Origin of the sequence: Microbacterium sp. LBN7 (assembly GCF_045690345.1) — a bacterium.
Classification (GTDB): domain Bacteria; phylum Actinomycetota; class Actinomycetes; order Actinomycetales; family Microbacteriaceae; genus Microbacterium.
In genome coordinates, this window is record NZ_CP147856.1 from 3,913,586 (window position 1) to 3,928,273 (window position 14,688).

At 69.6% G+C, this 14,688-nt stretch carries 13 protein-coding genes; 8 read left to right on the forward strand and 5 right to left on the reverse strand.

Annotated elements, in window-relative coordinates:
- The first annotated feature begins 41 nt into the window (after nucleotides 1-41).
- Nucleotides 42-1,163, forward strand: a complete 1,122-nt coding sequence (locus LBN7_RS18980; RefSeq protein WP_165808036.1) for an alkaline phosphatase family protein — start codon at nucleotides 42-44, stop codon at nucleotides 1,161-1,163.
- 9 nt (nucleotides 1,164-1,172) lie between these two features.
- Here the strand turns inward: LBN7_RS18980 and sepH are convergent, their stop codons facing one another.
- Nucleotides 1,173-2,219 carry a septation protein SepH gene (gene sepH, locus LBN7_RS18985; protein WP_116634862.1) on the reverse strand — a complete coding sequence of 349 codons (1,047 nt, stop codon included), beginning with the start codon at nucleotides 2,217-2,219 and terminating at the stop codon, nucleotides 1,173-1,175.
- 198 nt (nucleotides 2,220-2,417) lie between these two features.
- Here sepH and LBN7_RS18990 point away from each other — a divergent pair, with 198 nt between their 5' ends.
- On the forward strand, nucleotides 2,418-2,711 hold the full coding sequence (locus LBN7_RS18990; protein WP_105725536.1) for a DUF4193 domain-containing protein: 294 nt from the start codon (nucleotides 2,418-2,420) through the stop codon (nucleotides 2,709-2,711).
- Nucleotides 2,712-2,785: 74 nt separating this feature from the next.
- Here LBN7_RS18990 and LBN7_RS18995 read toward each other — a convergent pair whose 3' ends face one another.
- Entirely contained in the window at nucleotides 2,786-3,247 is a 462-nt protein-coding gene (locus LBN7_RS18995) for a DUF3093 domain-containing protein (RefSeq protein ID WP_341945348.1), read from the reverse strand.
- Between the two features lie 12 nt (nucleotides 3,248-3,259).
- Here LBN7_RS18995 and dut point away from each other — a divergent pair, with 12 nt between their 5' ends.
- The 5 genes from dut (at nucleotide 3,260) to dxs (ending at nucleotide 10,135) form a co-directional block, all read left to right on the forward strand.
- Entirely contained in the window at nucleotides 3,260-3,727 is a 468-nt protein-coding gene (gene dut, locus LBN7_RS19000; protein WP_165808037.1) for a dUTP diphosphatase, read from the forward strand.
- The gene (locus LBN7_RS19005; protein WP_116634865.1) at nucleotides 3,727-4,314 is read left to right on the forward strand and encodes a DUF3710 domain-containing protein; all 588 of its coding nucleotides are present in this window, start codon (nucleotides 3,727-3,729) and stop codon (nucleotides 4,312-4,314) included. The genes dut and LBN7_RS19005 overlap by 1 nt, the downstream gene beginning before the upstream one ends.
- Nucleotides 4,311-5,045, forward strand: a complete 735-nt coding sequence (locus LBN7_RS19010; RefSeq protein ID WP_207769936.1) for a DUF3159 domain-containing protein — start codon at nucleotides 4,311-4,313, stop codon at nucleotides 5,043-5,045. The genes LBN7_RS19005 and LBN7_RS19010 overlap by 4 nt, the downstream gene beginning before the upstream one ends.
- Nucleotides 5,046-5,198: 153 nt before the next feature.
- Nucleotides 5,199-8,036 carry an aconitate hydratase gene (locus LBN7_RS19015; protein ID WP_407360508.1) on the forward strand — a complete coding sequence of 946 codons (2,838 nt, stop codon included), beginning with the start codon at nucleotides 5,199-5,201 and terminating at the stop codon, nucleotides 8,034-8,036.
- A 158-nt stretch (nucleotides 8,037-8,194) separates the two neighbouring features.
- Nucleotides 8,195-10,135: a 1-deoxy-D-xylulose-5-phosphate synthase gene (gene dxs, locus LBN7_RS19020; protein WP_407360509.1), complete on the forward strand. Its 1,941-nt coding sequence runs from the start codon at nucleotides 8,195-8,197 to the stop codon at nucleotides 10,133-10,135.
- 29 nt (nucleotides 10,136-10,164) lie between these two features.
- Here the strand turns inward: dxs and LBN7_RS19025 are convergent, their stop codons facing one another.
- The 3 genes from LBN7_RS19025 to LBN7_RS19035 form a co-directional block, all read right to left on the reverse strand.
- Nucleotides 10,165-10,863, reverse strand: a complete 699-nt coding sequence (locus tag LBN7_RS19025) for a hypothetical protein (protein WP_407360510.1) — start codon at nucleotides 10,861-10,863, stop codon at nucleotides 10,165-10,167.
- Nucleotides 10,864-10,957: 94 nt separating this feature from the next.
- A complete protein-coding gene (locus LBN7_RS19030) occupies nucleotides 10,958-12,427 on the reverse strand; it encodes an FAD-dependent oxidoreductase (RefSeq protein ID WP_407360511.1) in 1,470 nt (489 codons plus the stop codon).
- On the reverse strand, nucleotides 12,424-13,032 hold the full coding sequence (locus LBN7_RS19035; protein WP_407360512.1) for a TetR/AcrR family transcriptional regulator: 609 nt from the start codon (nucleotides 13,030-13,032) through the stop codon (nucleotides 12,424-12,426). Before LBN7_RS19035 ends, LBN7_RS19030 begins: the two co-directional genes overlap by 4 nt.
- 20 nt (nucleotides 13,033-13,052) lie before the next feature.
- Here LBN7_RS19035 and LBN7_RS19040 point away from each other — a divergent pair, with 20 nt between their 5' ends.
- Nucleotides 13,053-14,687, forward strand: a complete 1,635-nt coding sequence (locus tag LBN7_RS19040) for an FAD-binding oxidoreductase (protein WP_407360513.1) — start codon at nucleotides 13,053-13,055, stop codon at nucleotides 14,685-14,687.
- Nucleotide 14,688: the final 1 nt, after the last annotated feature.

Genomic DNA, 14,688 nt, shown 5'->3' on the forward strand with positions numbered 1-14,688 from the left:
CTTCCTGGGGGCGTAGAGGAGCCTGTGTCAGACTGGCTCGGATGTCCTTCATGCTACCGTCCGAGTCGCCCGGAGCCCGGAGCATCGTCGGGGTGGCGGGCGACCTGTTCGCCGCGCTGCGCGGCGAATCCGACCTGCTGCCGCGCGCGGACTCCGTGGTGCTCGTCGTGATCGACGGCCTCGGCGCGATCAGCCTCCGCGCGCACGCCGGCCACGCCAGGGCGCTGACGTCGGGCATGGCGAAGCGCGACGTCGCGCACTCGGTCTTCCCCTCGACGACGGCCGCGGCGCTCACGAGCATCGTCACGGGGGCGTGGCCGGGCGAGCACGGTCTCGTCGGGTACCGCGTGCTCGATCCGAGCCGTGACGTGCTGGTCAATCAGCTGAGCGGCTGGGAGACCGACGGGATCGACCCGCTGGTCTGGCAGCCCGCGGAGACGATCTTCGAGCGCGCGGCCGCGCGAGGACACGGGAGCTTCGCGGTGGGGGTCGCGGCCTACGCCCGCAGCGGCTTCACCAGGGCCACACTGCGCGGCGCCGAGTTCGTCTCCGCCACGACTCCTGCGGATCGCGTGGCGACCGCCTACGACCTCGCGCAGCGGCATCCGGGGTCCCTCGTGTACTGCTACCTGCCGGAGGTCGACAAGGCCGGGCACAAGCACGGCGTCGACTCGCCCGAATGGGTGACCGCGCTGGAGGACATCGACGCGGCTCTCGCGGTGCGTGCACCGGCGGGCGTCGGGGTGCTGGTCACCTCCGACCACGGGATGGTCGATGTCCCGGCGAATCGTCAGATCGTTCTCGAGGAGGAGCATCTCGTCGGCATCCGCCACGTGGGGGGAGAGCCGCGGATGCTGCACGTCTACCTGGAACCGGATGCCGAACGCGCCGCGGTCACCGCGCGCTGGCGCGCCGATCTGGACGGCGCGGCCGATGTCATCACGCGCGACGAGGCGATCGGACACGGTCTGTTCGGCCCGACGGTCAGCGTTGCGGCGTCATCACGGATCGGCGACCTGCTGGTCGTGCCACGCGGTGCGGGCGCCCTGTATGACGGGACGGCGGCGGATCAGCGCGGCCGCGGGATGGTCGGACAGCACGGCGGGCTCACGCCCGAAGAGCGTCAGGTTCCGCTGATCCGGCTCGGAGCCTTCGCCCGCTGAGATCCGACGTCACTCGTCGGTGCGGGCGCCGAAGACGATCTCGTCCCACGACGGCATCGCGTTGCGACGTCGACGACGTGCACCGCCATCGGTCGCATCGGCGCCGGACGGCTTGGGAGTCGGGGCTGCGGGCTCCGGCTCGTCGGCCGGCTGATCGAAGGCGTCGAACAGCGAGATCGGGCTCTGTCCGCCGTCGGACTCGTCGACGTCGTCGATCAGGGGAGCGGTCTCGCGCTGACCGCGCCGGCGCCGGAGCGCCTCGAGCAGGTCGGCGGTCTCGGGATTGGTCCTCGGGGATTCCGGCGCGCGGTTGATCGCCGCGTCCTGAGCCGCGGCGTCGGAGCGCTCGGGCAGAGACGGGTCCTCGACGCCGCCGTCCGGAGCGGGGAGCAGTCGAGGGCCGAACGCTCCGGAGTCGAACCTGCTCTCGTCCTTGTACGGCGAGGTGGTGCGCTCGGGATCCACGGCTCGCAGCCGGGGGATGAGTCCTTCGGGCAGCGAGCCCTGGCGCGAGAGCTGAGTGGCGTCGGCGTTGAGCGGCGCCAGCGCGCTGCGACGGGGGTCGAAGCTCCAGCGCGCGTCATGGTCGACGTCGTTGGCGGTGAACTCCAGCTTGATGACCCAGCCGGACTCCTCCTTCCAGCTCGCCCAGCGCTCGGAGGACGCGGCGACGTCGGCGAGCTTGTCGCGCACGGCGGCGCCGAATGTCGGCTGCGCGTCGGGCTCGACCTCGCTCCCGATCAGGACCGGCACGGCGAGCGCCTGCCCGATGATGTGCTCGCGCTCCGCGAGGACCGGACCTTCGAAGCGTGCGACATCGTCGACGCTGATCCCGAGGAGCTCGGAGACCTCGGTCGCGGTGAGTCCGGCGCGGATCTGCGCCTGGATGTCCCGAGGACTCGCGGCGAGCCGCTGACCCGCCGGCTCGGCCTGGCGAGTGGCGCGTCGGATCTCACGCTGCAGCACGTCGTCGATGGGCAGCGCGAAGCGCTCGCCCGACTCGGTGGCGAGTACGAGCACTCCTGCCTCTGTGCCGACGATGGTGACGTTTTCCATGCGAATGCCCCTCTGATGGGTGTGCGTTCATGGTGCCACGCGACGGCCGCTGCGACCGGGAATAGCCTGGGCGTGCCGTGAGTTTGGTATGTCGCACGGACCGGCATTTGCTTATTGCGTTCGGGTCGTGCAAACTATGGCCGCCGATTACCCGACGGCGCACCACCCACTCGCACCATGAAAGTGGAGATCTACCGCATGGCAACCGATTACGACGCTCCCCGCAAGAGTGAAGACGACTCCGAGTCGATCGAAGCCCTCAAGGAGCGTGTGCCGGACAAATCCTCCGGCTCAAGCGGGGACGAAGACTCCGACAACCCGTCGAACTTCGACCTGCCCGGTGCCGACCTCTCCGACCTCGAGCTCGACGTCGTCGTGCTGCCCGCGCAGCAGGACGAGTTCACATGCATGAGCTGCTTCCTCGTGAAGCACCGCTCGCAGCTCGACCACGAGGGCGCATCCGGGCCCATCTGCAAGGAGTGCGCTGCGTAGCAGCCCTCTGAGCGACGTCTCACGCGCCCCCGATCACTCCGATCAGGGGCGCGCTGTCGTCTGCGGCGCGCTTCTCAGCGTGCAGCGCGGATGGCGGCGGCGAGGCGGTCCGGCGTCCTGCTGGAGATCGTCCAGGCCTCGACCGGGTCGTCCTGGTCGGTGTTCGGCACGACCACGATGCCGTCGATGCCCCCGCGGATGAGGTGCCAGCCGCGTGCCGGGAGGCCGGGGCCGCGGGCCTGCCGGGCATCCGCTCCGGTCAGCGCGACGGGATCGCCGAGGAAGCGGGCATCGATGTGCGCGCGGCCGACGCGCAGCGTCGTGCCCTCGACGGAGACCACCGGGGCGGCGGCGATGAAGGCCGTCACGAGGAGCGCCGAGACGGCGGCTCCGGCGATCAGCGCGACGGTCGAGCCGACCGGCACGAAGATGAGCGAGACCATGGGTCCGGCGAGGGCGACGGTGACGAGCAGCCAGAGGCTGGGAGCGAGCCGTTCACGGTAGCGCGGACGTGCGTCTGTGGCGGTGTTCTGCATTAGCCTCATGGGGTGACCGATTCCGTTGATGTCCCCATTATCGCCGCTGTGGTCCCCGGATACGCCCACCCGGGCGACGCCGGTGCCGACCTGGTGGCTGCGGAGGCCGTCCGTCTGGAGCCGGGAGAGCGCGCCCTCGTCGCCACCGGCGTGCGCATCGCGCTGCCCGACGGGTACGCCGCGTTCGTCGTGCCGCGGAGCGGACTCGCGGCGAAGCACGGCATCTCGATCGTCAACTCACCCGGCACCGTCGATGCCGGGTACCGCGGTGAGATCAAGGTGAGCCTGATCAACACCGACATCCGGAACGCGTACGATGTGGCCGTCGGCGATCGCATCGCGCAGCTGATCGTCATGCCCGTGACACGCGCCACGTTCATCCCGGTCGACGAGCTGCCCGACAGCGTCCGCGGTGACGGGGGCTTCGGCTCCACCGGATACCAGGCAGGGCTCCACCAGAACGAAGCAGGACAAGGCTGATGACAGACAACAACGCGACTCCCTCGAAGTCGGCGCCGGACGATCGCGCCACCGAAGGTCCCTTCGACGACTCCGAGGCGAACCCGGTCCGGCCCTACATCGACCTCGGCGGGATCAAGATCCTGCCGCGCGAGGGGCTGAACCTGCGCCTCGAGGTCGAGGAGCAGTCCAAGCGGATCGTGGCCGTGGGCCTCGACTATGCGGACTCCTCGCTGCAGGTGCAGCCGTTCGCGGCGCCGCGATCCGGCGGGCTCTGGGACGAGACCCGCGTGCAGCTGCGCGACCAGGTCAAGGCGCAGGGCGGGCGGGTCGAGGAGCGCGAGGGCGCCCTGGGCAAGGAGCTGCTGGCCGAGGTGCCGGCCACCGCGAACGAGGGATCGGGCCTCCGGCTCGCCAGGTTCATCGGGATCGACGGACCGCGCTGGTTCCTGCGCGGTGTGATCGGCGGGGCCGGTGCATCCGACCCGGAGGCGGCGGCCAAGGTCGAGGACCTCTTCCGTTCGATCGTGGTCGTCCGCGGCAGCGCCCCCATGCCCCCGCGCGACCTGATCCCCCTGAAGATGCCGGCGACGCCGGGATCCGCGTGACCGAGCCGGGACCCGACGCCCAGCGCGAGCAGAGCGCGTCGGAGATCCTCGGCGCCGCCCTCGGCGGTGCTGCGCGCCGCGCCGGTCTGGATCCGGCCGAGAGCGCGACCACCCACAAAGTTGTCTGGTCCGCGATCGGCGGATGGCGCGGCATCCTGGAATCCGTCCTCCCCAGCCTGGCGTTCGTGATCCTCTTCACGATCAAGCCGGAGCCGCTGATCCTCGCCCTCGGGGTGTCTGTCGGCCTCGCCGCGGTCTTCACGGTCGTGCGCCTGCTGCAGAAGTCCCCGCCCTCGGCCGCGCTCGGCGGCCTCATCGCCGCCGCCGCTGCGGCGGCCCTGGCGCTGTGGACCGGGCGCGGGCAGGACAACTTCGTCCCCGGTCTCATCACGAACGCGGCCTACGGCACCGTGATCCTCGTCTCCGCCTTGATCGGCTGGTCGCTGATCGGGATCGCCGCGGGCTTCCTGATGGGCGAGGGGACGGCCTGGCGTGCCGATCGGCGCAAGCGCAGGGCGTTCTTCTGGCTCGGCATCGCCTGGGCGGCGCTGTTCTTCGCCCGTCTCGCCGTGCAGCTGCCGCTCTATCTCACCGAGCAGGTCACGGCACTCGGCACTCTGAAGCTCATCATGGGTCTCCCGCTGTTCGCGCCGCTGATCGCGGTCACCTGGTTGGTGGTCCGCGCGCTCTATCCGCGCGCGTCGGGGAACGACGAGCCCGCCGAGGCATGATAGATTTATCTTGACATCAAGATAAATTGCAGGCTTTCGCCGGCGACTCCCGCGGGGCAGACTGGTTAGGTCCGCCTTCCTAGCCGCAGGGGCTCACTGGCGAGCAAGATGGAGGCGCCTGTCGCTCCCATCCGAATAGAAGGAGACGGATTCGTGTCCACGGTGAACAGCTTCGGTGCCAAGAGCACCCTGACGGTCGGCAGCACCGACTACGAGATCTTCCGCATCGACACGGTGCCCGGTTTCGAGAAGCTCCCCTTCAGTCTCAAGGTCCTCCTGGAGAACCTGCTCCGCACCGAGGACGGCGCGAACGTGACGAAGGCGCAGATCGAGGCGCTCGGGTCCTGGGATGCCGCGGCGGAGCCGAACACCGAGATCCAGTTCACGCCGGCCCGCGTGGTCATGCAGGACTTCACGGGTGTTCCGTGCATCGTCGACCTCGCCACCATGCGTGAGGCCGTCACGGCTCTCGGCGGCGACGCGAACAAGATCAACCCGCTCTCGCCGGCCGAGATGGTCATCGACCACTCGGTCATCGCCGACCTCTTCGGCTCCGAGAACGCTCTCGAGCGCAACGTCGAGATCGAGTACGAGCGCAACGGCGAGCGCTACCAGTTCCTCCGCTGGGGTCAGACGGCCTTCAGCGACTTCAAGGTCGTCCCCCCGGGCACCGGCATCGTCCACCAGGTGAACATCGAGCACCTGGCGAAGGTCATCTACGACCGCACCGTCGACGGCGTGCTCCGCGCGTACCCCGACACCTGCGTCGGCACCGACTCGCACACCACGATGGTCAACGGACTGGGCGTGCTGGGCTGGGGCGTCGGCGGCATCGAGGCCGAGGCCGCGATGCTCGGTCAGCCCGTGTCGATGCTGATCCCGCGCGTCGTGGGCTTCAAGCTCAGCGGCGAGATCCCCGCCGGCGTCACCGCGACCGACGTCGTCCTGACGATCACCGACCTGCTGCGCAAGCACGGCGTCGTCGGCAAGTTCGTCGAGTTCTACGGCGAGGGCGTGGCATCCGTCCCGCTCGCCAACCGCGCGACCATCGGCAACATGTCGCCCGAGTTCGGCTCCACCGCCGCGATCTTCCCGATCGACGACGTCACCCTCGACTACCTGCGCCTCACCGGTCGCAGCGAAGAGGCCGTCGCTCTCGTCGAGTCGTACGCCAAGGAGCAGAAGCTCTGGCACGACGCGTCGCACGAGCCGACCTTCAGCGAGTACCTCGAGCTCGACCTCGGCACCGTCGTCCCGTCGATCGCGGGACCGAAGCGCCCGCAGGACCGCATCCTCCTCTCGGAGGCGAAGTCGCAGTTCGAGCAGGACATCCTGGCCTACGCGTCGGCGTCGACCTCGGACTCCGTCGTCGATCTCGAGTCGAAGCACTCCTTCCCGGCATCCGACCCGGGTTCTGTCCCCGGCGAGGAGGAGCCCACGACGACGCGCCCGGTGCACATCAACAGCGGTGCACCGGCCAACGCCTCGAAGCCCGTGCCGGTCACGACGCCGTCGGGGGAGAAGTACATCCTCGACAACGGCGCGGTCACGCTCGCGGCCATCACCTCGTGCACGAACACCTCGAACCCCTCGGTCATGATCGCCGCCGGCCTGGTGGCCCGCAAGGCGCTCGAGAAGGGCCTGAAGCAGAAGCCGTGGGTCAAGACCACGCTCGGCCCGGGTTCGAAGGTCGTCACGGACTACTACGAGAAGTCCGGCCTCGACAAGGACCTCGAGGGTCTCGGCTTCTACACGGTCGGCTACGGCTGCACGATCTGCATCGGAAACTCCGGACCGCTGATCGAAGAGGTCTCCGAGGCGATCAACTCGCACGACCTGGCCGTGACCGCCGTGCTCTCCGGAAACCGCAACTTCGAGGGCCGCATCAGCCCCGACGTGAAGATGAACTACCTCGCCAGCCCGCCGCTGGTGATCGCCTACGCTCTCGCGGGCTCGATGCACTTCGACTTCGAGAACGACGCGCTGGGCAAGGGCACCGACGGCGAGGACGTGTTCCTCCGGGACATCTGGCCCACGCCGGCCGAGGTGCAGGAGCTCGTCGACTCGTCGATCTCCCGTGAGCAGTTCATCAAGCAGTACGCGACCGTGTTCGACGGCGACGAGCGCTGGAAGAGCCTGCCGACCCCGGACGACGCGATCTTCCAGTGGGACGACAACTCCACATACGTCCGCAAGGCTCCGTACTTCGACGGCATGACGATGGAGCTCACCCCGGTGCGCGACATCGAGGGCGCCCGGGTGATGGCGACGCTCGGCGACTCGGTCACGACCGACCACATCTCGCCGGCCGGCAACATCAAGGCCGGCACCCCCGCGGCGCAGTACCTCACCGAGCACGGCGTCGACCGCAAGGACTTTAACTCCTTCGGCTCGCGACGCGGCAACCACGAGGTCATGATCCGCGGCACCTTCGCGAACATCCGCCTGAAGAACCTGATGGTATCGGCGGTCAACGACGGCCAGGTCGTCGAAGGCGGCTACACCCGCGACTTCACTCAGCCGGGCGGCCCGCAGTCGTACATCTACGACGCGAGCATGAACTACCAGGAGCAGGGCACCCCGCTCGTCATCTTCGGCGGCAAGGAGTACGGCTCCGGCTCGTCGCGTGACTGGGCTGCCAAGGGCACGAGCCTGCTGGGCGTCAAGGCGGTCATCACCGAGAGCTTCGAGCGCATCCACCGCTCGAACCTCATCGGCATGGGCGTCGTCCCGCTGCAGTTCCCCGCAGGCGAGACCTGGGAGTCCCTCGGCCTCGACGGCACCGAGGTCGTCTCGATCACGGGTCTCGAGGAGCTGAACGAGGGCGTCACGCCCAAGACGGTGCGTGTGACCGCGACCCCGAGCGAGAACTCGCCCGAGGGCAAGCAGACCGTGGAGTTCGACGCGGTCGTCCGCATCGACACCCCCGGTGAGGCGGACTACTACCGCAACGGCGGCATCCTGCAGTACGTGCTGCGCTCGCTCGTCTGAGCATGGTCCGAGAGAGGGGCCCGCGTCTTCGGATGCGGGTCCCTCTCCGCATGTCAAGGGGTCTCCGCTCTCCGAGCTTTCCCGGTCGGGCGCGATAGGATCGAGAGGACGCCCGGCCCCTGTCGGACGGCACGGAAACAGCCTGTGAGGAGGTGCAGATGCCCATTCTTCCGAGCATCTCAGGACCCCGTGATCTGGACGCGCTGTCCACCGAACAGCTGGACGAGCTCGCTGCGGAGATCCGCACGTTCCTCGTCGAGAACGTGTCCCGCACGGGAGGGCACCTCGGACCGAACCTCGGTGTGGTCGAGCTGACGATCGCTCTCCACCGCGTCTTCTCCTCGCCGGACGACCCGTTCATCTTCGACACGGGTCACCAGTCCTACGTGCACAAGCTGCTCACCGGGCGGCAGGACTTCTCGGGCCTCCGCGTCCGCGGCGGACTCGCAGGGTATCCGCAGCGCAGCGAGAGCGCGCACGACGTGGTCGAGTCCTCGCACGCCTCGAGTTCGCTCAGCTGGGCTGACGGCATCTCCCGCGCTCTGACGGCGACGGGACGGGCCGACCGTCACGTGGTCGCCGTGGTGGGTGACGGCTCCCTCACGGGGGGGATGACCTGGGAGGCGTTGAACAACATCTCCGACGACAACGACCGCAACCTCGTGATCGTGGTGAACGACAACGGCCGCTCCTACGCGCCGACCATCGGCGGCATGTCGCGCTATCTGAACCGGGTGCGCACCGCTGCGGCCTACAAGGAGCTCCATCACAAGTCGGACCGTCTGTTCCGGGCCTTCGGACCCGTCGGGCGCGCGGTGTTCCGCGGTGTCCGCGGCGGCACGCACGGCTTCCTCTCGCGCTTCACCAACAACGAGGCGCTGTATTCCAATCTCGACATCAAGTACCTCGGTCCGGTCGACGGGCACGATCTCCCCGCCCTGCTGGAGACTCTCGAGCTCGCGAAGTCCTACGGGGCCCCGGTCATCGTGCACGCCATCACCGAGAAGGGCCGCGGCTACCAGCCCGCCCGCGATGACGAGGCCGACCAGTTCCATGCGGTCGGACGCATTGATCCGGCCACAGGCGAGGAGCTCTCGTCCGGGGGACGCAGCTGGACCGATGTGTTCTCCGACTCGCTCGTCTCGATCGGAGAGCGCCGCACCGACGTCATCGCCATGACCGCGGCGATGCTCCGGCCGACGGGTCTCGCGCCGTTCGCGGAGCGCTTCCCCGACCGCGTCTACGACGTCGGCATCGCCGAGCAGCATGCCGTCGCCTCCGCGGCAGGGCTGGCCTTCGGCGGCCTGCACCCGGTGGTGGCGCTGTACGCGACTTTCATGGGCCGCGCTTTCGACCAGGTGCTGATGGATGTCGCCCTGCACCGCGCCGGCGTCACGTTCGTGCTCGACCGTGCCGGCGTGACCGGGCCGGACGGCCCCAGCCATCACGGCATGTGGGATCTCGCGATGCTCCAGATCGTGCCGCACATCCGGATCGCCGCGCCTCGAGACGCCGCGCGGCTCGCCGAAGCCCTCGAGGAGGCGGTCGAAGTCGACGACGCACCGACCGTGATCCGGTTCCCGAAGGGAGAGGTCGCGAAGGACATCCCGGCCATCGAACGCCGGGACGACGGCGTCGATGTGCTCGCCCGCGGCGAGTCCGAGGACGTGCTGATCGTCGCGATCGGACCTTTCGCCGCGCTGGCCATGGACGTCGCCGACCGGCTCCGCGCACAGGGGATCGGCGCGACGGTGATCGATCCGCGCTGGGCGATCCCGGTGCAGCCGTCCGTCGTGAGCCTCGCCGCGCAGCATCGTCTGGTGATCACGCTCGAGGACGGCATCCGTGTCGGCGGCATCGGCACACGCGTGCGCCAGGTGCTCCGCGAGGCCGGGATCGACACCGCGGTCGACGAACTGGGCCTGCCGGACGAGTTCATCGACCACGCCTCCCGCGATCAGATCCTCACGGATGCGGGGCTGACGTCGTCGAAGATCGCGCAGGACATCGTCTCTCAGGTGCTCGGCACCCGGATCCCGGTGGCGCGTCAGACGGGTGAGACCGAGGCGATCGATCTGCCGCTCCGCGAACGGCGCTGAGCGGGTTTCCGCGCACGACCGGCGCGGCTTCAGTTCAGGGCGTGCAGGGCGGCGACGACCTCGGGCGCGCTGTCGGTGCCGCGGATGGCCTGCGACAGCAGGTAGCCGTCGGTGAGGGCGTCTCCGGTGATGAGCACCTCGACGACCTCGACACCGCACGCCGCACGGACCTTCTCGCCGCACATCGCCAGCACCGTGGTGCTCAGCTCGTCGTTGCGGGGGAGCTCGGCTCCCTCGAGTGAGCGCACCGCGTCGCGCAGCGCCGCGGAGATGATGTTGGCGGCGCGCTCGGTGACGTTGACGACGTCGAGCTCGAACACCCGCAGGTCACGTCCCGACACGACGGGTCGCCATTCGAACGACGCATGCACGAGGTGCTGATGCCCGGAGGCCGCGGTGAGCTGCCGGGCGGGCAGGTCTGTCGCGCGGCACCGCACGTCGATGAGCTTGTACCAGTAGAACAGCGGGAAGGCGCCGTGCGAGCCGGGCGTGAGCACGACGACCTCGCCGACGCCGGGAGCTGCGGCCTTGCCCAGGCGTGCGCGGCGGATGATCGGTTTGCCGTTGCGCGTCCGGATCGCCGCCCAGCCCTCATCGACGGTCACGATGAACAGCTTCAACATGGCCGGAACCACGAGGAGGACCGTGAGGACCGCCGTCCCGGTCTTGACCAGTCCGCCCATCGCGCCACCGCTGCTGAAGATGCTGAAGATCGCGTCCACGCTCATACTCTGCACGTCCTGACGACGTCCGAGCCCCCGTGAAGCGTCCGCGCACCCGATGTTCACGTGGATTTCGCGGCCGATTCCTCTCCTGGTCTTCTCAGTCGATCTGTGCCAGCGTCTGCGCGACGATCTCTTCGACGGCGTGCCTGCTGCGGTCGCGATCAGCGTCGACGAGCCCGATCCGCGTCCGTCGCTCCATCACGTCGTCCACGGTCATCGCGCCCTCGGCCCGCACGGCGAACTCGATCTCCGCCCGGGTGATCGCGATGCCCTCCGCGACTTCGGCTCCCGCGTCCGCGATGCGGGCGCGGCCCACCACATCGTCCTCGATCAGACGGATCGACGCCGAGCGGCTCGGCGCGGGACTCAGACCGCGCGTTCGCACCGCCAGGTCCACGGCATCCTCGGCCATCCGCCGGTAGGTGGTGAGCTTGCCGCCGAGGACGGTGACGAATCCGCCGTCGGAGACGGCGACCAGATGCCGTCTCGAGACATCGGCGGTGGTGTCAGCGCCGTTGTCGACCAGGGGGCGCAGACCGGCGAAGGCCCCGCGCACCTGATCGCGACGGATGGGCGTCGACACCACGCGGTTGAGGGTGGAGAGGAGGAAGGCGATCTCGGGCTCGGTGGCCTCCGCGACCCGGGGCACGGGTCCGGGTGCGCTCTCGTCGGTGAGCCCCACGATGACGCGGCCTCCTCTCTGGGGGAGCGCGAACACGTAGCGGCTGATCGAGCCCTCGTGCGGGATGGTGAGGGCGGCGGACGGATGCCCGAGGTCCGCCGCATCGAGCACGATGTGCGTTCCTCGGCTGGGACGCACGGAGATGGCGTCGTCGAGCGTACCCGCCCAGACGCCGGTCGCATTGATGACGCTGCGCGCGCGGATCTCGAATCGTTCGCCGGTAAGCTCGTCGGTCACGGCGGCCCCGTCGGATCGCAGCTGCTCCGCGCGAACCCGGGTGAGGATGCGCGCGCCCATTCCGGCCGCCGTCCGCGCAACCGTCACGACGAGCCTTGCGTCGTCGACGAGCTGCCCGTCGTAGGACAGCATTCCGCCGCGGAGTCCCCGTGCGTCGAGCGCGGGGAAGAGTCGCCGTGCGGTGCGGGCGGCGACCGGACGAGGTGCCGGGAGCACCGACCGCGACGTGCGCGCCTGCATGCGCAGGAGGTCGCCGAGTGCCATGCCCACCGCGCCGGCGCTCCGCTGCCGCCAGGTCACGCCGGGGCGGAACGGCAGCAGCTGGGCCAGCGGACGGATGAGGTGCGGTGCGATCGTCGTCATGAGCAGATGGCGCTCCTGCGCGCTCTCTTTCGCGGTGGCCACATCGCCGGTCGCGAGGTAGCGGAGCCCGCCGTGCACGAGCTTCGAGCTGAACCGGCTGGTGCCGAAGGCGAGGTCCTCGGCTTCGATGAGAGTCACACTCAACCCGCGGGACGCGGCGTCGAGCGCAACCCCTGCTCCGGTGATACCGCCGCCGACCACGAGCACATCGGCCACCTCGAGCGAGGACTCCTGCAGCTCTCTGCGACGGCGGCGAGGATCGAGATCGGGCGACGAGTGGCTCATGCCCGCAGATGTCCGTCGAGCGCCGCACGCAGTTCGCGCTCCCAGGCGGCTTCATCGATCAGGTCGGCGACCGTGCCGTGCGAGATCACGGCGGACTGAGCGATCAGGAGCAGCATCACCGCGATCTCCTGCGGCTCTCCCGCACGCACCGAGCCGTCGTCCTGCGCGGCTGCGATGGCGGCGGCGAGCCACTGGAGGATCATGCGCTGGCTGGAGCCGACACGCTGCAGCGTGTAGCGGGTGAAGGCCTCGGGCTCGTCGTCGAGCAGGCGGCTGTATACCGCGTCGGTCCGGAAGAGGGCGGTGAACCGCATGACGTCATCGACCAATGCCGCGCGGGTGCGAGCCGGAGCCGGGAACTGATCGATGAGTCCGATCACGCGACGCAGAAGTGCGGAGCGAACGACGTCGTCGGCATCGTTCCAGCTGCGGTAGATCGTCGGTCGACTCAGTGACGACTTCCGAGCGAGCTCGGCGATGGTGACGCCGTGGACTCCGCGTCGGCTGATGAGGGCGTCGGCGGCGTCGAGGACACGCTCCTGCGTCGCGTCCCAGTGCGGACGATCGGTGAGGAGAGCGGAGCTTCCTGGTTGACGTTCTTCCATGATCTGTCACACTGTAACGCATGGAGCAAGAGAACGGCAGAGGCGCCGACGCCGGGCCGATGCAGTGGAACGGATGGGGAGATCCCGCAAAGGCCCACGATCTGCCTCGCGCAGTGCGGGCCCTTCTCCCGCTTCTGCTGGGCCGCCTCCGCCGCCCGCCTGCCGCGGTCGAGCTGGATCACGTCCGTATCGCCGACAGCGCTCTGACAGCGGATGACCTCGCGAGCTTCGCCGCAGTCGTCGGACTCGGCGAGGTCGATGCGAGCCCCGAGGCGCGGATCCGACACGCCGGGGGCCGTTCGACTCCCGATCTCCTCCGCCGCAGGCAGCCCGGTCAGCAGGTGCCGGACGCGGTCGTCCGCCCGGGGAGCCACGACGAGGTGCGTGCCTGCCTCGTCGTCGCCGCCGATCGTGACATCGCGGTCATCCCCTTCGGCGGCGGCACGAGCGTGGTCGGCGCGCTCGACCCCGAGCGTGGCGCACACCACGCGGTCGTCAGCCTGGATCTCCGGCGCCTCAGCGGGCTCCTCCAGCTCGACGAGGTCAGCGGCGAAGCCGTGCTCGCCGCGGGGACCACGGGCCCCGAGGCTGAGGCGCTGCTGTCGAGGCACGGCCTCGAGCTGGGGCACTATCCGCAGAGCTTCCGCTATGCGACGATCGGCGGGTTCGCCGCCGCACGCTCGTCCGGACAGAACTCGGCCGGATACGGCCGCTTCGACACGATGGTGACCGGCATCCGCGTCGCCACGCCCACCGGGGACGTCGAGCTGGGCCGTTCACCGGGTTCCGCTGCGGGGCCGGACCTCGTGCGTCTCTTCCTCGGCTCGGAGGGGATCTTCGGCGTGATCACCGAGGTGCGCGTGCGCGTGCACCCGGTGCCGAAGGACAGGGTGTTCGAGGCCTGGTCGTTCCCCGACTTCGCGAGCGGTGCGGAGGGACTGCGCCGGGTCGCGCAGCAAGGCGGGGGACCGACCGTGATCCGGCTGTCCGACGAGGCGGAGACCGCGGTGAGCCTGGCGCAGGTCGGCCGCATCGGGAAGGCGCTCGCGAAGGGCGCGAGCGTCGTGACCGTGTACGAGGGCGATGGCATCGGCGAGAGACGGGAGCGCACCGCGGCGCTGCTGGCCGCGGCCGGCGGGACCTCGTCCGGCCAGGGGGCAGCGGAGGACTGGCTGTCCGGTCGCTTCGACGGACCCTATCTCCGCGACTCCCTCCTCGATGCGGGCGTCTTCTGCGAGACGCTGGAGACGGCGACGACCTGGGCGAACCTGCATGCCCTGCGAACCGCGGTCACGGACGCGCTGCGCACGGGCTTCGCGGATGCCGGTGCGAAGTCCTCCGTGATGTGTCATGTCTCGCACATCTACCCCACGGGGGCCTCGCTGTACTTCACCGTGCTCGCCGGGATCCGCTCCGATCCGCTGACCGTCTGGGAACCGGTGAAGGCGCGGACGAACGACGCGATCCTCGCGGCCGGCGGCACCATCAGCCACCATCACGCCGTGGGACGCGATCACGCACCGTGGTTGGCGCAGGAGATCGGCGAGACAGGGGTCCGCATCCTGGCGGCCGTCAAGCGGGAGCTCGACCCGCGCGGCATCATGAATCCCGGAGCCGTGATCGGCGCGCAGCCGCACACCGAGAGGATCGGCTGAC